The sequence below is a fragment of the Enterobacter sp. 200527-13 genome (assembly GCF_027924865.1).
GTDB lineage: Bacteria > Pseudomonadota > Gammaproteobacteria > Enterobacterales > Enterobacteriaceae > Enterobacter > Enterobacter ludwigii.
This window is the reverse complement of record NZ_BSCM01000008.1, coordinates 24,023-44,510: the sequence shown is the minus strand read 5'-3', so window position 1 is coordinate 44,510 and position 20,488 is coordinate 24,023. Positions and strand designations below refer to the sequence as shown.

General features: G+C 55.9%; 16 protein-coding genes. 5 read left to right on the top strand and 11 right to left on the bottom strand.

Annotated features, from left to right (window positions below; translation table 11 throughout):
- The first annotated feature begins 73 nt into the window (after positions 1–73).
- Positions 74–1,351 carry a stationary phase inducible protein CsiE gene (gene csiE / locus QMG44_RS20025; RefSeq protein ID WP_086532211.1) on the top strand — a complete coding sequence of 426 codons (1,278 nt, stop codon included), beginning with the start codon at positions 74–76 and terminating at the stop codon, positions 1,349–1,351.
- On the opposite strand, the gene QMG44_RS20020 is transcribed toward csiE, so the two are convergent.
- On the bottom strand, positions 1,352–2,491 hold the full coding sequence (locus tag QMG44_RS20020; RefSeq protein ID WP_032678696.1) for a 3-phenylpropionate MFS transporter: 1,140 nt from the start codon (positions 2,489–2,491) through the stop codon (positions 1,352–1,354). It abuts the gene before it with no gap.
- Positions 2,492–2,664: 173 nt separating this feature from the next.
- Between QMG44_RS20020 and QMG44_RS20015 the strand changes: the two genes are divergently transcribed.
- Positions 2,665–3,087, top strand: coding sequence for a DoxX family protein (locus QMG44_RS20015; protein ID WP_014171191.1), 423 nt, complete (start codon positions 2,665–2,667; stop codon positions 3,085–3,087).
- 54 nt (positions 3,088–3,141) lie between these two features.
- Here QMG44_RS20015 and glyA read toward each other — a convergent pair whose 3' ends face one another.
- Positions 3,142–4,395 carry a serine hydroxymethyltransferase gene (gene glyA, locus QMG44_RS20010; protein WP_020883014.1) on the bottom strand — a complete coding sequence of 418 codons (1,254 nt, stop codon included), beginning with the start codon at positions 4,393–4,395 and terminating at the stop codon, positions 3,142–3,144.
- A gap of 304 nt (positions 4,396–4,699) precedes the next feature.
- Between glyA and hmpA the strand changes: the two genes are divergently transcribed.
- A complete protein-coding gene (gene hmpA / locus QMG44_RS20005; protein WP_025203455.1) occupies positions 4,700–5,890 on the top strand; it encodes an NO-inducible flavohemoprotein in 1,191 nt (396 codons plus the stop codon).
- 95 nt (positions 5,891–5,985) lie between these two features.
- Here hmpA and glnB read toward each other — a convergent pair whose 3' ends face one another.
- The 5 genes from glnB to purL form a co-directional block, all read right to left on the bottom strand.
- Positions 5,986–6,324: a nitrogen regulatory protein P-II gene (gene glnB, locus QMG44_RS20000; protein ID WP_003860685.1), complete on the bottom strand. Its 339-nt coding sequence runs from the start codon at positions 6,322–6,324 to the stop codon at positions 5,986–5,988.
- An 80-nt stretch (positions 6,325–6,404) separates the two neighbouring features.
- Positions 6,405–7,742, bottom strand: a complete 1,338-nt coding sequence (gene glrR / locus QMG44_RS19995; protein ID WP_281853261.1) for a two-component system response regulator GlrR — start codon at positions 7,740–7,742, stop codon at positions 6,405–6,407.
- Positions 7,739–8,488 (bottom strand): two-component system QseEF-associated lipoprotein QseG, encoded by a 750-nt coding sequence (gene qseG, locus QMG44_RS19990; protein ID WP_014171197.1) that lies wholly within the window; start codon positions 8,486–8,488, stop codon positions 7,739–7,741. Before qseG ends, glrR begins: the two co-directional genes overlap by 4 nt.
- Before the next feature lies 1 nt (position 8,489).
- The gene (gene qseE / locus QMG44_RS19985; protein WP_049023206.1) at positions 8,490–9,917 is read right to left on the bottom strand and encodes a two component system sensor histidine kinase QseE/GlrK; all 1,428 of its coding nucleotides are present in this window, start codon (positions 9,915–9,917) and stop codon (positions 8,490–8,492) included.
- A 534-nt stretch (positions 9,918–10,451) separates the two neighbouring features.
- Positions 10,452–14,339, bottom strand: a complete 3,888-nt coding sequence (purL, locus tag QMG44_RS19980) for a phosphoribosylformylglycinamidine synthase (protein ID WP_281853260.1) — start codon at positions 14,337–14,339, stop codon at positions 10,452–10,454.
- A 267-nt stretch (positions 14,340–14,606) separates the two neighbouring features.
- Here purL and mltF point away from each other — a divergent pair, with 267 nt between their 5' ends.
- The gene (mltF, locus tag QMG44_RS19975; protein ID WP_014171200.1) at positions 14,607–16,157 is read left to right on the top strand and encodes a membrane-bound lytic murein transglycosylase MltF; all 1,551 of its coding nucleotides are present in this window, start codon (positions 14,607–14,609) and stop codon (positions 16,155–16,157) included.
- Here the strand turns inward: mltF and tadA are convergent.
- From tadA to murQ, 4 genes are read right to left on the bottom strand one after another with little or no spacing between them, the layout of a single operon-like run.
- On the bottom strand, positions 16,045–16,584 hold the full coding sequence (tadA, locus tag QMG44_RS19970) for a tRNA adenosine(34) deaminase TadA (RefSeq protein ID WP_020883010.1): 540 nt from the start codon (positions 16,582–16,584) through the stop codon (positions 16,045–16,047). The genes mltF and tadA overlap by 113 nt on opposite strands.
- 24 nt (positions 16,585–16,608) lie before the next feature.
- The gene (yfhb, locus tag QMG44_RS19965; protein ID WP_086532210.1) at positions 16,609–17,244 is read right to left on the bottom strand and encodes a phosphatidylglycerophosphatase C; all 636 of its coding nucleotides are present in this window, start codon (positions 17,242–17,244) and stop codon (positions 16,609–16,611) included.
- Positions 17,245–17,247: 3 nt separating this feature from the next.
- Positions 17,248–18,609 carry a PTS transporter subunit EIIC gene (locus QMG44_RS19960; protein ID WP_086532209.1) on the bottom strand — a complete coding sequence of 454 codons (1,362 nt, stop codon included), beginning with the start codon at positions 18,607–18,609 and terminating at the stop codon, positions 17,248–17,250.
- A gap of 11 nt (positions 18,610–18,620) precedes the next feature.
- Positions 18,621–19,514: an N-acetylmuramic acid 6-phosphate etherase gene (gene murQ / locus QMG44_RS19955; RefSeq protein ID WP_014171205.1), complete on the bottom strand. Its 894-nt coding sequence runs from the start codon at positions 19,512–19,514 to the stop codon at positions 18,621–18,623.
- Positions 19,515–19,632: 118 nt separating this feature from the next.
- On the opposite strand from murQ, the gene QMG44_RS19950 reads away from it, so the two are divergent.
- Positions 19,633–20,481, top strand: coding sequence for a MurR/RpiR family transcriptional regulator (locus QMG44_RS19950; RefSeq protein WP_014171207.1), 849 nt, complete (start codon positions 19,633–19,635; stop codon positions 20,479–20,481).
- Positions 20,482–20,488: the final 7 nt, after the last annotated feature.

The window sequence follows — 20,488 nt, the reverse complement described above, 5'->3', positions numbered from 1 at the left end:
GGCCTGCCGGCGCGCTTTTCAGCGCCCATCCTTTAGCTATTCTTATCAAACATTCCCACTGGATACCCGACAGATGATGACGACGCTTGAAATTCCATCTGTGCTTTCCAGTTCGCAGCGCCGCTGCCAGGTGCTTTTAATGCTTTACCTGCCCGATGCTGCCGTTACCGCACAGAGCATTATCGCTGCCAATGGCGTGGACGACGCTATGGCACGGCAAGATATAGCCGAGACGCGCGATGAAATCCAGCGCTATCACCGGCTCGACATCGTCACGTACCATGACGGCAGCTACCGGATTGAAGGCTCAGCCCTGAATCAACGTTTATGCCTGTTGCACTGGCTGCGCAGGGCTATGCGGCTGTGTCCGGAATTCGTTTCGCATCAGTTTACCCCCGCGCTGAAAACCGCGCTTAAACAGCAGGGCATTGCCCGTCCTCTCTATGACGATACCAACCTGCGGGCGTTGATCAGCTTCTGCTCGCGCAAGCTTCAGCGCCCGTTTGATTGCCGGGACGTAAAGTTTTTGCAACTCTATCTGCAGTATTGCCTGATGCAGCATCATCTGGGGAATACCCCGCAGTTTTCATCGGTGCAGCGTAACTGGACGCAATCAAGAGGGGAATATTTCACCGCTCAGGAGATTGTTCGTCACTGGAAACGCCGTGTGCCACAAGGGACCCACAGCGATGAACAACTGTTTCTTGCACTGCTGTTTATGATGCTGCGCACCCCTGACCCTGTGCTTGATAAGCATCAGCAGGATCAGCGCCTGCGTCGGGCGATTGTGCGCATGGTCGCCCGTTTTCGGGCGCAAACCGGGATGAACTTCAGCGATGAACAGGGGCTGACCGATCAGCTTTATATTCATCTGGCCCAGGCGCTGGACCGTTCGCTGTTTGAGATAGGCATCGACAATAGCCTGCCGGAAGAGATCCATCGTCTCTACCCCCGCCTGTTACGCACCACCAAAGAGGCGTTGTTTGAGCTGGAAGCGGAATTCGGGCTGCGTTTTTCTGATGAAGAGATGAGCCTGGTGGCGGTCATTTTCGGCGCCTGGCTGATGCAGGAGACCGATCTGCATGAGAAGCAGGTGGTGTTATTGACGGGAGAGGATAAATCCTGTGAGGACGTGATAGAGCAGCAACTGCGCGAATTGACGTTGCTGCCGCTCAACATTCGATATCAGACGCTGCAGGCCTATCAGAAAGAGGGGGCACCGCGCGAAGCGGCGCTGGTCATCACCCCTTATCCGACCGCCCTGCCCCTGTTCTCACCACCGCTGATCCACGCCGTTGAGACGCTGAACACGCAGCAGCAAGAACATATTCGCGCCATGCTGGAATCGTAGCTACGCGCGCGCGGCGACTTTAGGACGAACGAACATCGCCGGTAGGGCGACAAGCGCCATGACCCAGAAGACCCCGTGTCCCAGATGCTGGTAAAGGAAGCCCGCAAAGACCGTCATCACCGCAATGCTGCCGCCCATCGCCACTGCCGAATAAACCGACTGCAACCGAATGACATCCCCGCCTTCACGCGCGGCGATATAGCGCATGGCCGCCAGGTGACATACCGTGAAGGTGCCGCAGTGCAGAATTTGCGCCACGATCAGCCACGGCAGTTCCGTCGTCCAGCCCATAATGCCCCACCGTACGACGCCACAGACTGCAGAAAGCAGGAGCAGATCGCGCGCGCCGAAGCGCCGGAACAGCTTTTTGCTCAGCGCGAAGATAATCACTTCAGCGACCACACCGAGCGACCACAGGTAACCCACTGCAGATGCGGAGTATCCTGCCCCCTGCCAGTAGATGGCGCTGAAACCATAGTACGCCGCGTGCGCGCCCTGCAGCAGACAGACGCAGGCCAGGAAACGCCAGCTTTGTGCCACCAGGCTTCGCCAGGCCGGCCAGCCGGCGCTTTCCTGATGACGGCTCTCACCTTGCGGCATTACCGATGGACGCAACAGCATCCCCAGCAGCATGGAGGCAATACCGATACTCAGCAGCGCAAGGATCGCACGGTAATCGTAAAGGCTAACCAGTTTACCCACCAGTGCAGAGCCGATGACAAAGGCAATTGAGCCCCACAGCCGCACGCGGCCATAATCCATCGTTATCTGTTTTTGCCAGGTGTTTGCCAGGGCATCCGTCAGCGGAACCAGCGGCGAGAAAAAGAGGTTAAAACCGACCATCACCACCATCAGCCATGCAAACTGGTGGCTCACCCAGAAACAGGCGACAAAGACCAGCGTCAACAGCGCCAGAATGCGTACCGCCTTAATCAGCAAGGAGGGATCGCTGACGCGCGGTGCGATCAGCAGGCTTCCCAGGAAACGTGCCACCAGACCAGCGCCAAGCAGGATACCTATGGTCTCGGGCGTCAGGCCGATCCCCTTGAGCCAGACGCTCCAGAAAGGCAGAAAAATACCGTAGCTAAAGAAATAGGTGAAATAACTGAGCGCCAGCCAGCGCGTGGAATGCAAGACCATGAATCCCTCCCGAAATGGAGGCCATAGTCTGGCGAGAATACAAAAATTAAGCAAGTCGATAGCCTGCTATAAATTAACGAAAATTTAACATATTGTGCAGTCATCTGACTTATGGCAGGGAATGAAAATGTGTATTACGTTTAAATTACTCCACTTGCAGAGGTATTTCTGCCATGAACTCACTTCGCTATTTAGATTTCGGCCAGGCACGTCACCTGTTGCTGTTAATAGGTCGTATCGCGCTTGTCGTACTGTTTATTATCTTCGGCTATCCAAAACTGACGGGGTTTAGCGGGACCGTACAATATATGACGTCGCTGGGTACACCCATGCCTATGCTGGCGGCCATTATTGCGGTGGTAATGGAGGTGCCCGCCGCCATTCTGATCGTGCTGGGCTTTTTCACCCGCCCTGTTGCCGTACTCTTTGTATTTTACACGCTGGGTACCGCGATTATCGGCCACCACTACTGGGATATGACCGGTGATGCCGTCATGCCGAATATGATTAACTTCTACAAGAATATCAGTATTGCCGGAGCGTTTATTTTACTGGCGATAGTGGGACCGGGAGCCCTCTCCCTTGACCGGCGTTAACCCATAAAAAAAGGCCGCGATTGCGGCCTTTTTTATTTCTGCAAAACAGAAAGATTATGCGTATACCGGGAAGCGTGCGCAGATTTCCAGAACTTTACCTTTAACGCGCTCGATAACCGCTTCGTCATTGATATTGTCCAGAACGTCACACATCCAGCCTGCCAGCTCTTTCACTTCCGCTTCTTTAAAGCCGCGGCGAGTAACAGCCGGAGAACCGATACGGATACCGGAGGTCACGAACGGGCTCTTCGGATCGTTTGGCACGCTGTTTTTGTTCACGGTGATGTTGGCACGGCCAAGGGCAGCGTCAGCTTCTTTACCGGTCAGGTTTTTATCAACCAGGTCCAGCAGGAACAGGTGGTTCTCAGTACCACCAGAAACCACTTTGTAACCGCGGTTCAGGAAGACTTCAACCATCGCTTTGGCGTTTTTAGCAACCTGCTGCTGGTAAACTTTAAACTCTGGCTCCATCGCTTCTTTCAGCGCCACCGCTTTCGCCGCGATAACGTGCATCAGTGGGCCGCCCTGCGCGCTTGGGAATACGGCAGAGTTCAGCTTTTTGTACAGCTCTTCGTCGCCACCTTTTGCCAGAATCAAACCACCGCGTGGGCCCGCCAGGGTTTTGTGCGTGGTGGTGGTCACAACGTGAGCATGCGGAACCGGGTTCGGATAAACGCCTGCAGCAATCAGGCCGGCAACGTGCGCCATGTCAACGAACAGGTAAGCACCGATGCTGTCTGCGATTTCACGCATTTTTGCCCAGTCAACGATACCGGAGTAAGCAGAGAAACCGCCGATAATCATCTTCGGTTTGTGGGTCTGCGCCTGCTTCGCCATGTCTTCGTAGTCAATTTTACCGGACTCATCAATGCCGTAAGGAATGATGTTGTACAGTTTGCCAGAGAAGTTAACCGGAGAGCCGTGAGTCAGGTGGCCGCCTTGCGCCAGGTTCATACCCAGAACGGTATCGCCCGGTTGCAGCAGCGCGGTGTAGACCGCGAAGTTAGCCTGAGAGCCAGAGTGCGGCTGTACGTTAGCGTAGTCGGCGCCAAACAGTTCTTTAGCGCGATCGATGGCCAGTTGCTCAACGATATCAACGTACTCGCAACCGCCGTAGTAGCGTTTGCCCGGGTAACCTTCAGCGTATTTGTTGGTCAGCTGAGAACCCTGCGCCTGCATTACGCGCGGGCTGGTGTAGTTTTCGGAGGCGATCAGTTCGATGTGCTCTTCCTGACGTACTTTTTCCTGCTCCATAGCCTGCCACAGTTCGGCATCATAATCGGCAATGTTCATTTCACGCTTTAACATCCGCATCTCCTGACTCAGCTAACAATAAAATTTTGGCCTGAAAAGGCAGTCCTGTTGGACGACGGGCAACAGTATAACTGATTAGTTCTGTGATAACAGGTCTTGACAAACGATTTTACGCAAACGTTTTCCTACCCGCCACGCAAGGGTTTGAGGAATAAAGCCCTCATCATTTTCAACGGATTTCTTTTCAGGTTTGTGATGCATATTTTTCACGTTGCAAAGAACCATTTACAACGCAGGGGTATTTTTTATAAGATGCATTTAAAATACATCATTAAAAACACCACTGAAGGACGCTGCTATGCTCGACGCTCAAACCATCGCCACAGTTAAAGCCACTATTCCCCTGCTGGTCGAAACCGGCCCGAAACTCACCGCCCATTTCTATGATCGTATGTTTACGCATAACCCGGAGTTGAAAGAGATTTTCAACATGAGCAACCAGCGTAACGGCGATCAGCGCGAAGCCCTGTTCAACGCCATCGCAGCCTACGCCAGTAATATCGAAAATCTGGCGGCGTTGCTGCCTGCCGTGGAAAAAATTGCGCAGAAGCACACCAGCTTCCAGATCAAACCGGAGCAGTACAACATCGTCGGCGGCCATCTGCTGGCCACACTGGATGAGATGTTTAGCCCGGGTCAGGAGGTGCTGGACGCGTGGGGAAAAGCCTACGGCGTGCTGGCAAACGTGTTCATTAACCGTGAAGCACAGATCTACAGCGAAAACGCCAGTAAGGCTGGCGGCTGGGAAGGTACCCGCGCTTTCCGCATCGTCGAGAAAACGCCGCGCAGCCAGCTCATCACCAGTTTTGAGTTCGAGCCGGTGGATGGCAAGCCGGTCGCTGATTATCAGCCGGGGCAGTATCTGGGCGTGTGGCTGAAGCCTGAAGGTTTTCCGCACCAGGAGATTCGCCAGTACTCCCTGACCCGCAAACCAGACGGTAAACGTTATCGCATTGCCGTAAAACGCGAAGATGGCGGCCAGGTATCAAACTGGCTGCATAACGAGGCTAACGTGGGTGATGTGGTTCATCTGGCCGCGCCTGCGGGCGACTTCTTTATGGCGGTTGAGGCGAATACGCCGGTTACCCTGATCTCAGCCGGGGTGGGTCAGACGCCAATGCTGGCGATGCTCGATACCCTCGCTAAATCAAACCACAGCGCGCAGGTAAACTGGTTCCACGCCGCCGAGAACGGTGAAGTGCACGCGTTTGCCGATGAAGTGAATGCGCTGGCTTCCGGTCTGCCACGCTTTACCGCCCATACCTGGTATCGTCTGCCGACGGATGCCGACCGTGCAGCCGCACGCTTTGACAGCGAAGGTCTGATGAATTTGAGTCAGCACGAAGGGGCATTCAGCGCGCCGGAGATGCAGTTTTACGTCTGCGGACCGGTAGCGTTTATGCAGTATGCCGCGAAGCAGCTGGTGGAGTTGGGTGTGAATAAAGACAACATTCATTACGAATGTTTCGGGCCGCATAAAGTACTGTAATCGCCCGATGGCGCTACACTTTCCCGGCCGGTGAGGTTTTGCAGGCCGGGTAAGCATAGCGCCACCCGGCTGAATCAGGAATCAGGTACTGACGATTAAATCGCGGCGTCGTCTTCTTCACCGGTACGGATACGGATCACGCGTGCCACATCAAAGACGAAGATTTTACCGTCGCCAATTTTGCCGGTCTGCGCCGTACGGATAATGGTATCCACACAGGTATCCACGATATCGTCGCTCACCACGATTTCAATTTTCACTTTTGGCAGAAAGTCCACCATGTACTCTGCGCCACGGTAAAGTTCGGTGTGGCCCTTCTGGCGACCAAAACCTTTCACTTCCGTCACTGTCATCCCGGTGATGCCCACTTCCGCCAGCGCTTCACGCACATCATCCAGTTTGAAAGGTTTAATAATCGCATCAATCTTTTTCATGGTGGGTCCTTAAACTCTTGCCTGTAAGCTGCTTCGTAATCGGTTGCTCACAGTATCATACTCATTCAGATTTTGCGGTACTACTCTTTAAAATCGTTTGCTTCCAGCTCATGGCGGGAGAGCAGCTTGTAGAACTCGGTACGGTTGCGCCCGGCCATACGCGCCGCATGGGTTACGTTGCCTTTGGTTATCTGCAGGAGCTTGCGCAGATAGTTCAGTTCGAACTGATTACGCGCTTCTGCAAACGTCGGCAGCGCGGTGTTTTCCCCTTCCAGCGCCTGCTCCACCAGTGCGTCGCTAATGACGGGTGACGAGGTCAGCGCCACGCACTGTTCAATAACGTTCACCAGCTGGCGCACGTTGCCCGGCCAGCTTGCGGCCATCAGCCGTTTCATCGCATCGGTGGAAAACGCCCGGACAAAAGGCTTATGCCGATCGGCCGCCTGGCGCAAAAGATGGTTTGCCAGCAGCGGAATATCTTCCGCCCGCTCGGCCAGTGCCGGAATTTTCAGGTTCACCACGTTCAGACGGTAGTAGAGATCTTCACGAAACTCGTTGCGCGCCATGACTTTTGGTAAATCGCGGTGCGTGGCCGAAATGATACGCACGTTAATATCGATATCGCGGTTACTGCCGAGGGGGCGCACTTTTCGCTCCTGCAAAACACGCAGCAATTTGACCTGCAGCGGTGCCGGCATATCGCCAATCTCGTCCAGGAAAAGTGTGCCGCCTTCTGCCGCCTGGAAAAGCCCTTCCCGGCTGCTCACCGCCCCGGTGAACGCCCCGCGGGCATGACCAAACAGTTCAGACTCAAGCAGTTGTTCAGGAAGCGCACCACAGTTAATCGCGATAAAGGCGTTTTTGCTGCGCGGGCTGGCGTTATGGATAGCCTGGGCAAGGATCTCTTTCCCGGTACCGCTCTGGCCGTTAATCAGCACGCTAACGTCTGACTGTGCCACCATCCGGGCCTGTTCGAGCAGACGCAGCATAATCGGGCTGCGGGTGACGATAGACTCCCGCCACGCTTCATCATTCGACGGAGCCGCGTGCTCAAGCGCGCTGTCGATAGCCTTATAGAGGGCATCTTTATCTACCGGCTTGGTCAGGAAGCTGAATACCCCCTGCTGCGTCGCGGCAACGGCATCCGGAATCGATCCATGCGCCGTCAGGATGATCACCGGCATGCCAGGCTGCTGCTTCTGGATCTCCGCGAACAGCTGCAGGCCATCCATTTCATCCATTCGCAGGTCGCTAATCACCAGATCAACCTTCTCGTGGCTCAGGACTTTCAGCCCCTCCTGCCCGCTTTCCGCCGTCACCACGCTGTAGCCTTCACTGACCAGACGCATCCCCAGCAGCTTTAACAGCCCCGGATCGTCATCCACCAGTAAGAGATGGGCAGGTTTTCGGCTTGTCATGGCTTCACATCCTCTTGTTTCTGCGCATCACCGTCTGGCGTCGCGGCTGACCCTTTTGGCGCGTCAGGCAGATAATTTCCGGCCGGTTTACGCGTCGAGAGCTGTCTTTCGATGTCGGTCAGGTTTTCAAGCTTGCGCGTTGTGGTATCCAGTTGAGCACGCAAGTGCTGCTCCTGCTGGCGCAGCGTATCAAGCTCGCTGTCGGTGGATTGCTGTAATTTGCTGTAGCGAAAACGCTCTTCAGATAACTGCAGTTGTAACGCCTGACCATCACGCCAGAGCTGATACACCGGGCGCACCTGCGCCGGAAGATTTCCGACAAACGTGTCCAGCCGCGTGACGTTGGTGCGACGCTCGACGGGGGTGATTTTCGCATCCGCGAGTAAAATCCCACGCTTGAACGCGTCCTGCCAGGTATCGTCACTGAGCATCGCCGCTTGCGAGCGCGCCTCAACCGGCGCCAGACGCTGGGCGCAATCTATTCCACGTAGCCAGAACAGCGGATTGCTCTCAACGTCATGCCCCGACAGGTTCCAGATGTCGTCACAGCGGGTCGACAGAAAATCTGCCAGCTGATTATCTGGCCATTTATCTTGTTGTTTATCGCTAATCGCACTTTGCGGCACATGGGAAACACAGCCCGCCAGAAATAAACAGGGCAGGCTCAGGCGAAACATATTGCTGGAAAACACCGCGCGCACGGCGCGGGAAAAGACGTGTGACATACTCACCAGGCATAGATTCATTTCATTGATTTTTCCGGCTCAGGGGCAGTTCAATACGGAAGCAAACATCTGACCGTTCGTCCGTGGCAATTTTCAGCTCACCCTGCATGCGTCGTATGCAGTCCCGGGCAATACTCAGGCCCAGCCCACTTCCTTTTACCGCCCCTTTCCGCTGATGACTTCCCTGGAAAAAGGGTTCAAAGATCATGGTTTTTTCGTCATCAGGGATTGGAGTGCCGGTGTTAGCGACGTCAATAAACACCCGTGAACCATTCGTATAACTTCGGATATAAATGTTACCGGATTCAGTACCATAGTGCACCGCATTGGAGTAAAGATTATCCAGAACGCTCATCAACAGCATCGGTTCCGCGAGGCAGGCTGGCTCACTGAGCTCCACCCCGGTATGCATCATTTTAGCTCTTGCTGGCAAGCTATGGGCGGAGATCACCATATCCACCAGCGGCGCAATATCGACGTTTTCCAGCACCACCGCGCCATCCGCCAGCTTGCGGTTGTAGTCCAGCAGTTGCTCAATCAGCTTTTGCAGATTGCGGCTGCTGGCATCCAGGATGTCGACAATCTCTTTTTGTTCGGGCGTAAGCGGCCCCGCCACTTCATCTGCCAGCAGTTCCGTTCCTTCGCGCATGCTGGCAAGCGGCGTTTTAAGCTCATGGGAAATATGGCGCAAGAACTGATGGCGCTGGGATTCCAGCCATGCCAGACGTTCAGAAAGCCAGATAATGCGCTGGCCAACGGAGCGCAACTCGCGAGGACCTTTAAAGGCGACCGTATCCCCGAGAGACTTCCCCTCGCCCAGGCGGTTAATCATGCGCTGGATACCCTTCACCGGGCCGATGATCATGCGGGTAAAGAGCAGAACAAGACCGAGGCTGACGAGGAACAGCACCAGCGCCTGCCAGCCAAAGAACTGGCCACGTTCCGCAATCTCCTGCTGCAGCTGTTGCCCGCGCGAGAAGATAACCGTGCGGGTAGACTGCACCATCTCGGTATTGGCATTCGCAAAGGCTTCAAGACGGGCAGCCGCTGCGGCATCCGGGCCGCTGTTCTTACACTGCAGTTGCGCCAGATCGTTCAAATCCTGACGTAACGCCTGATAAAGCTTATCGTCCGGCAGCACCCCTGCATGGGCGTCCAGCATTTCACTGTAGCGTTTACGTTGATTCTGATAGACCTTTTCCAGAGTAGGATCGTCAAGCACGCAGTACTGGCGATAGCTGCGTTCCATCTCCAGCGCGGCGTTAGTCATCGCTTCACTGCGTCGGGCGTCGATCAGCGTCGTGCGGTTAGTCAGTGCCGCCTGCGCACTCAACGCGTTGAGACTCTGCCACGCCTGCCATGCCAGGATCAGCAAAGGCAGCAGGATCAGCAGAAAGGCCATCATGACAAGCTGTCGCAGGGAACGAGGAAAAACGGGCCAGCGTTTCAACGCATTACTCTCTTTATCGGGGTTTGAGGAGAGCGTAACTGAGTCTGCCCTTCAGATACAACAAAGCCGGGTAAAAACCCGGCTTTGTCATGGAATGAGGCGGTGCCTAACTCGACGTTTCGCCCTGGCCTGATAAAGCAACGCTATGATCAGTAGTTGGACGGCAGGCACCTTTTTGTGCGTCATTCGAAGTTTATGTAGCACGTCCCGAAGGGGCTGACATAAGAAGGTGAATGAGCCACTGATTAATATTATGCAACACTCGTGCCATAATGCAAAACAATAAATTATCTTGTTGATATTTATGTATTTTATGCAACTATGCCGTTAATTGCCCGCTGAATGATTTCCAGGCTAAGTGTCGCTAAAAAGCAACACCTTAACGACAACCCACCACACCCTATACAATTCAATGAGTTAAATGTCTCCTTTTGGAGACACCACGAATAGCGGATTGTCGCGGTTTTGCGACAGGCACAAAAAAGCCCGGTGGCGTTTTCGCGCACCGGGCCTGCTGTGGGAGTAGCGGTACGCTTAACCTAGCTGTTTACGCGCATTACGGAAGATACGCATCCACGGGCTGTCCTCGCCCCAGTTTTCCGGGTGCCAGGAGTTGCTCACGGTACGGAACACTCGTTCCGGGTGCGGCATCATAATGGTCGCACGACCGCTTTCGCTGGTCACCGCAGTGATACCGTTCACCGAACCGTTCGGGTTAGCCGGGTAGGATTCTGTCACCTTGCCGAAGTTATCGACAAAGCGCAGCGCCACCAGGCCTTTGCTTTCAAGCTGAGCCAGATGAGCTGCATCGCGCACTTCAACCTGGCCTTCGCCATGGGAAACGGCGATTGGCATCTGCGACCCTACCATGCCCTGCAGCAGCAGAGACGGGCTTTGGGTCACTTCCACGAGGCTGAAACGCGCTTCAAAGCGGTCAGACTGGTTACGCACAAAGCGCGGCCAGGCTTCGCTACCGGGGATCAGCTCGCGCAGGTTGGACATCATCTGGCAACCATTACATACGCCCAGCGCCAGCGTTTGCGGACGGTGGAAGAAGGTTTCAAACTCGTCGCGGACACGGCTGTTGAAGAGGATGGACTTCGCCCAACCCTCACCTGCCCCCAGCACATCGCCGTAAGAGAAACCACCGCAGGCGACCAGCGCCTGGAAATCTTCCAGACCGGTACGCCCGGCCAGCAGGTCGCTCATGTGAACGTCGATGGCATCAAAGCCCGCACGGTAGAAGGCAGCAGCCATCTCAACGTGGGAGTTGACGCCCTGCTCACGCAGTACGGCCACTTTCGGACGCGCGCCGGTCGCAATGTACGGCGCGGCGATATCTTCGTTGATGTCGAAGGAGAGCTTCACGTTCAGGCCAGGATCGTTGTCGTTAGCCTTCGCATTGTGTTCCTGATCGGCACACTCCGGGTTGTCACGCAGGCGCTGCATCTGCCAGGTGGTTTCAGCCCACCACATACGCAGGGTAGAACGGCTCTCGCTGAACACCGCGTGGCCATCCGCTTCAATGACAAAGCGGTCGCCCTGCACAGCTTTACCCAGATAATGCACGCAATCTGCCAGGCCGTGCTGAGCCAGTACGCTTTCAACCGCGTCACGATCTGCGGCACGCACCTGAATCACCGCGCCCAGCTCTTCGTTAAACAGCGCCGCCAGACGATCCTCGCCCAGCGTCGCGATGTTCGCTTCAACGCCGCAGTGCCCGGTGAAGGCCATCTCAGCCAGAGTAACCAGCAGGCCGCCGTCGGAACGGTCGTGGTAGGCCAGCAGTTTACGCTGTGCCACCAGGGCCTGGATGGCGTCGTAGAAACCTTTTAACTGCGCCACATCACGTACATCTGCCGGCTTATCACCCAGCTGACGATAAACCTGCGCCAGTGCGGTCGCTCCCAGTGCGTTATGGCCTTTACCCAGGTCAATCAGCAGCAGGGCGTTATCTTCAGTCACCAGCTGTGGCATCACGGTATGGCGCACGTCTTCTACGCGGGCAAACGCGGAGATGATCAGCGACAGCGGAGAGGTCATCTCGCGCTGCTCGTTACCCTCCTGCCAGCGGGTCTTCATCGACATGGAGTCTTTACCCACCGGAATGGTCAGGCCAAGTGCCGGGCAGAGCTCTTCACCCACCGCCTTCACGGCTTCATACAGGCCCGCATCTTCGCCCGGGTGGCCCGCTGCGGCCATCCAGTTCGCGGAAAGTTTGATACGTTTAATGTCGCCAATCTGCGTTGCGGCAATGTTGGTCAGTGCTTCACCAACGGCCAGGCGAGCAGACGCGGCGAAGTCCAGCAGAGCGACCGGGGTACGTTCGCCCAGCGCCATCGCTTCACCGTAGTAGCTGTCGAGACTCGCGGTGGTGACGGCACAGTTAGCCACCGGGATCTGCCACGGGCCAACCATCTGATCGCGCGACACCATACCGGTCACGGTACGGTCGCCGATGGTGACCAGGAAGGTTTTCTCCGCCACGGCCGGCAGGTGCAGAACGCGATTGACCGCGTCAGCCACGGTAATGCCCTGACGATCCAGCGCTTTGCCAGCTGCTTTACGGGTCTCAACGTCGCGGGTCATCTTCGGCGTTTTACCGAGCAGCACGTCCAGCGGCAGATCGATCGGCTGGTTGTCGAAATGGGTGTCGCTCAGGGACAGGTGCAGCGCTTCGGTCGCTTCACCGATGACGGCATACGGGGCACGCTCGCGGCGGCACAGCTCGTCAAATAGCGGCAGCTGATCGGCAGCGACGGCCAGAACATAACGTTCCTGGGATTCGTTACACCAGATTTCCAGCGGGCTCATGCCTGGCTCATCACTCAGGATGTCCCGCAGGTTGAAGCGACCGCCACGACCACCGTCACTGACCAGCTCCGGCATGGCGTTGGACAGACCGCCCGCGCCTACGTCATGAATAAAGAGGATGGGGTTGGCATCACCCAGCTGCCAGCAGCGGTCAATGACCTCCTGGCAACGGCGTTCCATCTCCGGGTTATCACGCTGTACGGATGCAAAATCGAGATCCGCATCAGACTGACCGGAGGTCATAGAGGAGGCAGCCCCGCCGCCCAGGCCGATGTTCATTGCCGGGCCACCCAGAACGATCAGCTTCGCACCGACTACGATCTCGCCTTTTTGCACGTGATCGGCGCGAATGTTACCGATCCCGCCAGCCAGCATGATCGGTTTGTGATAGCCGCGCAGCTCTTCGCCGTTGTGGCTCTCCACTTTCTCTTCGTAGGTACGGAAGTAACCGTTCAGCGCAGGACGTCCAAATTCATTGTTGAACGCCGCCCCGCCCAGTGGGCCTTCGGTCATGATATCCAGCGCGGTCACAATACGTTCCGGCTTGCCGAAATCTTCTTCCCACGGCTGTTCAAAGCCCGGGATGCGCAGGTTGGAGACGGAGAAACCGACCAGACCGGCTTTTGGTTTAGCACCCCGTCCGGTTGCGCCTTCGTCGCGGATTTCCCCGCCAGACCCGGTCGCCGCACCCGGCCACGGCGAGATCGCCGTCGGGTGGTTATGCGTTTCGACTTTCATCAGGATATGCGCCGGCTCCTGATGGAAATCATAGCGCCCTGCTTCGCGATCGGCGAAGAAGCGGCCCACGTCAGAACCTTCCATCACCGCGGCGTTGTCTTTGTAGGCAGACAGCACGTGGTCAGGCGTTTTTTCCATGGTGTTTTTGATCATTTTGAACAGCGACTTCGGCTGCTCTTCACCGTCGATAATCCAGTCGGCGTTGAAAATCTTGTGACGGCAGTGCTCAGAGTTTGCCTGAGCGAACATGTAAAGTTCGATGTCGTTCGGGTTGCGGTTCAGCTTAACAAACGCATCCTGCAGGTAGTCAATTTCGTCTTCTGCCAGTGCCAGACCGAGACGCAGGTTGGCGTCAATCAGCGCCTGACGGCCCTGCCCCAGCAAATCGACGCTCTGTACCGGCGCAGGCTGATGGTGGGAGAAGAGTTTCTGCGCATCGTCCAGAGAGGCAAAGACACTCTCCATCATGCGGTCGTGCAGCTCAGCGGCAACGGTTTGCCACTGCGCATCGGTCAGGGTAGAGGCTTCAACGTAGTACGCCACGCCGCGCTCCAGACGGTTAATCTGGTTCAAACCACAGTTGTGGGCGATGTCGGTGGCTTTGGAAGACCAGGGGGAGATGGTGCCTGGACGAGGCGTCGCAAGGATCAGTTTGCCGGTTGGCGTATGGCTGCTCAGGCTTGGACCATATTTGAGCAGGCGTTCCAGCTGTACTCGCTCCTCTGCATTCAGGGGTGCATTCAGGTCAGCAAAATGGACATACTCAGCGTAAATATTGCTTACCGGAAGGTCGGCTGCCTGAAAACGTGCCAGCAGTTTATTGATACGGAAGGCAGACAGTGCAGGCGAACCACGCAGAATTTCCATCATAAGTCTCTCGTCTTCGAAGCGCCGGGGCGCTTACAGTGTGCGCAAGGGGGGAAAACGGGCGTCATTATAGAGAATCCTGAGCGTCGACGAAACCGTTTGCGTCGAAATAAAATCAACGTTTACGTTTAACAATAGATGTGACCTCTCTCTCTAATTTGTTGCCAAGTGGCGTAACTTTACGCAAAATGCCGCTCATTCAATGGCAAACCTTATTCTTAACATGGCTACAGCATACTGAGGCACCCGGCGTCGCAGAGAATTAACTAATTGAAAAAATTAAAGATTAATTATCTGCTCATCGGCATTGTAACGTTGCTGCTGGCAGTGGCCCTCTGGCCTTCCATCCCCTGGTTCGGTAAAGCCGAAAACCGTATCGCCGCCATACAGGAGCGGGGGGAATTGCGCGTCAGTACCCTCAACTCGCCGCTGATTTACAGCGACATTAACGGCAAAACGATTGGCCTGGATTATGAACTGGCGCAGCAGTTTGCCGACTATCTTGGCGTGAAGCTCAAAATTACCGTCCGTCAGAATATCAGCCAGCTGTTTGATGACCTGGATAACAACGATGCCGATATCCTTGCGGCTGGGCTGGTGTACAACAGCGAGCGCAGCAAGAACTATCAGCCAGGCCCGACCTACTACTCCGTTTCGCAACAGCTGGTCTACCGGGTCGGGAGCCTGCGCCCGCGAACGCTGGCGGCGATTAATGCACAACAGTTGACTATCGCCCCGGGTCATGTCGTGATTGACGATCTGCGTGAGCTCAAGGAGAAGAAATTCCCGGACCTGAGCTGGACCGTTGATCCTAAGCTCGGCACGACTGAGCTGCTGGACCAGGTAAAAGATAAAAAACTGCCCTATACCATCGCTGATTCGGTCGCGATCAGCCTTTTCCAGCGCGTGCACCCCGAAATCGCGGTGGCGCTGGACGTGACAGACGAACAGCCGGTGACCTGGTTTAGCCAGCTTGATGACGATCAGACCCTCTCTGCGGCGATGCTCGATTTCTTCAACACCATCAATGAAGACGGTACGCTGGCGCGTCTGGAAGAGAAATACCTCGGCCACGGTGACGATTTTGATTACGTCGACACCCGAAGCTTCTTGCGCGCGGTCGATAGCGTGCTGCCAGACCTGCAGCCGTTATTTGAGAAGTATGCCCAGGAGATCGACTGGCGATTACTGGCAGCGATCTCTTATCAGGAATCCCACTGGGATACTCAGGCCACCTCGCCCACTGGCGTTCGCGGCTTAATGATGCTCACTAAAAATACCGCTCAGAGCCTTGGGCTGACCGACCGTACCGATGCAGAACAGAGCATCAGCGGCGGCGCACGGTATCTGCAGGATATGATGGGCAAAGTGCCGGAGACGGTGCCTGAAGAGGAACGGATCTGGTTTGCGCTGGCAGCCTACAACATGGGTTACGCGCACATGCTTGACGCGCGCGCGCTGACGGCGAAAACGAAAGGTAATCCGGACAGCTGGTCAGACGTAAAACAACGCCTGCCGCTGTTGAGCCAGAAGCCGTGGTACAACAAGCTGACCTACGGTTACGCGCGCGGGCATGAAGCCTACGCCTACGTGGAAAATATCCGTAAATATCAGATTAGCCTGGTGGGTTATCTGCTGGAGAAGGAAAAAGAGGCGGCAGAAGCAAATCAGCTGGCCCAGAGTTATCCGGTGGTGGCACCGGACGAACTTACTCGCCCGACAACTTCAATTCTGCCTTTTGTTGCTTTTTCTGCTGACGGCGCATTCGAAAGAAATCACTTAATAGCCCCGCACACTCTGGTGCAAGTACCCCACCGATAGTCTGCACCTGGTGGTTCATCCCCGGGTGTCCCAGTACGTCCATCAGCGAACCGGCCGCTCCGGTTTTTTCATCCCGCGCGCCAAAGACCAGCGTGCCGATACGGCTATGCACCATCGCGCCGGAACACATAACGCACGGCTCAAGCGTGACATACAGTGTGGTATCAAGCAGACGATAGTTTTGCAGCACCATTCCGCCCTGACGAAGGGCCATGATTTCAGCGTGCGCAGTCGGATCGTGACGGCCAATCGGGCGGTTCCACCCTTCCCCTATCACCTGGTTATTGTGGACAAGCACAGCACCCACGGGCACTTCCCCCTCGTCCCAGGCGCGCTGGGCAAGCGTAAGCGCATGGCGCATCCAGTATTCATGATCGCGTTCAGGGTTGCACAACGGTTGATACTCCAGTCTAAAAGCGGGCGGCATTATACACACCCGCTATAGATAAGACTATTCGAGTTGCTGAAGTTCGCCTGCGGGCGTGACGCGCCAGCGATGCTGGCAAAAATAGAGCAGCGGGTTGTCCTGCTTGCTGTCGCTGTAGCCGCTGTAAAGACGCAGTGGCGTACCGATTCGCTTCTCCAGTTGCACCACCTTTTCATGTCCCAGGCAGCGCATGGTCAGTACCCATCCGCCGTACCCGCGGGTAATTTGCGTGGCGATAAGATTCACCCGCGGCAGCCACGGGGTATCATAATAGACCTGTTCCACCAGCGCTTGCGGGGATCCGGTAATCAACCAGATGTCGGCATCGTTCGCGTCGAGATAGCTGGTGAGCCTTACCTGAACAACCGGAAACGCGGTCACATGCCCGCGAAACCAGTGCACAAAATCCTGCTGAAGCTGTTTAAGCCGCGCTTCGCTGCGTCCAAAGGTACAGCCCCAGAGCAACAGGCTCATTGGCCAGCGCGCTGCCCGGCCTTTTAGCAGCAGCGCAATGCCAATTACGGGTAAGAGAGGTAATACGAGCAGCGCATTCAAAGGCTGACGCCGCAGCAGGTAGCGCATAAACGTACCAAACATATCCTGCTGATGCAGCGTACCGTCCAGGTCGAAAAAAACAACGCGACGCTCGTGATTTGCCAAACCTTACTCCTCTGGATCGTTGAATCCTAACAGCCAGGTAAACAGGAACCCGGCGATCACCGCTACCAGATAGCCTAACAGATAGAGCATAACTTTTCCGGTCACGATGGTTAGCGCCAGCGGCAGCCCGGAGATCCCGAAGGTGATCACCGTTGCCACTTTCCAGTAGCTGATCAGCGCTCCGCCTACCGCCCCTCCCAGGCAAGCACCGAGGAACGGTTTCCCCAGCGGCAGCGTGACGCCGAAAATCAGCGGCTCGCCAATTCCGAGTAATCCGACCGGCAACGCACCTTTGATCACTTTTTTCAGCCGCGCGTTGCGGGTTTTCATCAGTACGGCAATCGCCGCCCCGACCTGCCCCACGCCAGCCATCGACAGGATGGGCAGCAGCGCGTTGTAACCGTGCGCCTGCACCAGCTCGACGTGGATCGGCACCAGCCCCTGATGCAGACCGGTCAGTACCAGCGGCAAGAAGGTGCCTGACAGCACGGCACCCACTAACAGACCGCCGCGATCGATAGCCAGCGATGCGCCATGGGCGATGGCCTCAGAGATCCAGCCACCCAGCGGTTGCAACGCCACAATAGCCACGCTACCGGTGATCAATGTCGTTAACAGTGGATTGAGGATCAGCTCAATTGATCCAGGCAGGAGGGTGCGCAGTTTCTTCTCGATCCAGCACATCAGGATGACCACCAGCAGCACGGCAATCACCCCGCCGCGGCCAGGCTGGAGCACCTCACCAAACAGGGTTATCTGCGCCAGTTGTGGGCTGGACAGAATACCTGCCATCACCCCGCCCATGGCCAGCGAGCCGCCAAAGACCTTCGCGGTGTTGACCCCCACCAGAATGTTCATGATGGCAAACACGGCGCTGCCGAAAATACCGAGAATGCCTAATAAATTAGGGTAGTGGGTCGCGAAGTCCCCTACGATATCCGGACGCTTAAGAATATTGATGATCCCGGTGATTAAGCCAGAGGCAATAAACGCCGGGATCAGCGGAATAAAGACGTTGGCCAGTTGTCGCAGCGCATCGCTCATGGGGGCTTTGTATCGGGCCTTTGCCTGCGCCTTCGTACGTTCGACGTCATCGATCGCCACGCTCTCGCCGCCGACCATCAGCGCACGCATGGCATCCACAACCTGCGCCGCCTTTCCCGGCCCGACAATCAGCTGGTGCTGTTGCCCCTGTTTAACGTAACCACTCACGCCGGAAAGCTGCTTCAGACGCGGCACATCAAGCTGCTCGTCGTTATGCACCTCGACGCGCACGCGCGTCATGCAGTTTTCCAGACGCTGAATATTTTTTTCCCCACCGATCCCCTGCAGGATATCGCTGGCGAGCGCTGCTGTTTTGTCCATACACGCCTCTGTTAGTTTTCTAATGCCGCCCGTAAGAACCCGTTATGGGCATTGAGCCTTGCTCTGGCGGCCGCAGCGTCCAGTCCGCTCAGGATCATCAGAATGGCCGGTTTAACATCGTGATCGGTTTGTTTCAGTACCGCTTCCGCCTCTTCGCGGCTTGCTCCCGTCGCCTCCATGACCATACGGCAGGCTCTGTCCACCAGCTTGACGTTGGTCGCTTGCATATCCACCATCAGGTTCTGATAAACCTTGCCAAACTTCACCATCGCGCCAGTGGAGATCATGTTGAGCACCAGCTTTTGCGCGGTGCCGGATTTCAGACGCGTAGAACCGGTTAACGCTTCCGGGCCGACAACCGGAGAGATAGCGATAGCAGCGACCTGCGCAATCGGCGAGCCAGGATTACAGGAAATCGCCACCGTGGTACAGCCCGTCTTGTTGGCATACTCCAGACCGCCGATAACGTACGGCGTACGCCCGGAGGCCGCCAGCCCAACAACCAGATCCTGAGCGGTCAGATTTAGCCCCTTCAGGTCATCCTCGCCGAGCTGTTTGTTATCTTCCGCCCCTTCCACGGCTTTCAGCAGCGCGCCAGGGCCGCCAGCAATCAACCCGACCACCAGACCGTGCGGCACACCAAACGTTGGCGGGCATTCAGAGGCATCCAGCACACCAAGACGCCCGCTGGTTCCGGCGCCCATGTAGATAATGCGACCACCGGCCTTCAGTGCTTCCGCCGCCGCATCGACAGCTTTCGCCACCTCGGGTAATGTCTCTTTCACTGCCTGCGCGACCAGCGTATCCTGTTGATTAAAACGGTTAACCAGCTCCAGGGTGCTGAGCGCATCCAGATCCATGGTTTGTGGGTTACGCGTTTCAGAAACAAGTGAGCCAAGATTCATCTTTTGTACCTCAAGAATTTTTAATTCATAATAATCTCACTATAATGGAATATAAAATTCATTCAGGCGAGCAAAATTCGTATTTGCGCAGACAATCACAATTTCGCCAGGAGAACCTATGAACTGTTTAATTCGCATTCGCCAGCGTTATGCAGGCTTTGCTCAAAGCGATAAAAAGCTGGCGGATTTTCTGCTCTCTCAGCCCGACCATGCCCGCCATCTCAGCTCGCAGCAGCTGGCGAGTGAGGCCGGAGTGAGTCAGTCGAGCGTGGTGAAATTTGCCCAGAAGATTGGCTTTAAAGGCTTCCCGGCTCTCAAGCTGGCGATTAGCGAAGCGCTGGTGAGTAACCCCAATCCGCAGTCGATGCCGGTGCATAATCAGATTCGTGGCGATGACCCGATGCGTCTGGTGGGAGAGAAGCTCATCAAAGAGAATGTCGCGGCCATGCATGCCACCCTTGATGTGAATACCGAAGAAAAATTACTGGAAAGCGTGGCGATGCTGCGTGCAGCGCGACGTATTATTTTGACCGGGATAGGCGCGTCCGGACTGGTGGCACGTAACTTTGGCTGGAAGCTGACAAAAATAGGTTACAACGCCATTGTCGAGCAGGATATGCACGCCCTGCTGGCGACCGTGCAGGCGATGGATGCTAACGATCTGCTGCTGGCGATCTCCTATTCCGGCGAACGCCGCGAGATCAATATGGCTACCGATGAAGCCTTACGCGTAGGCGGTAAGATTCTGGCCATCACCGGGTTTACTCCCAACGCGCTGCAGCAGCGGGCTACGCGCTGTTTATATACTATCGCGGAAGAGCAGGCCACGCGCAGCGCGGCGATCTCCTCGACAAGTGCGCAGATGATGTTGACCGACCTGCTGTTTATGGCCCTGGTGCAACAGGATCTGGAGCACGCGCCAGAGCGTATCCGGCACAGTGAAGAGCTGGTAAAAAAACTGGTTTGAACAGGTA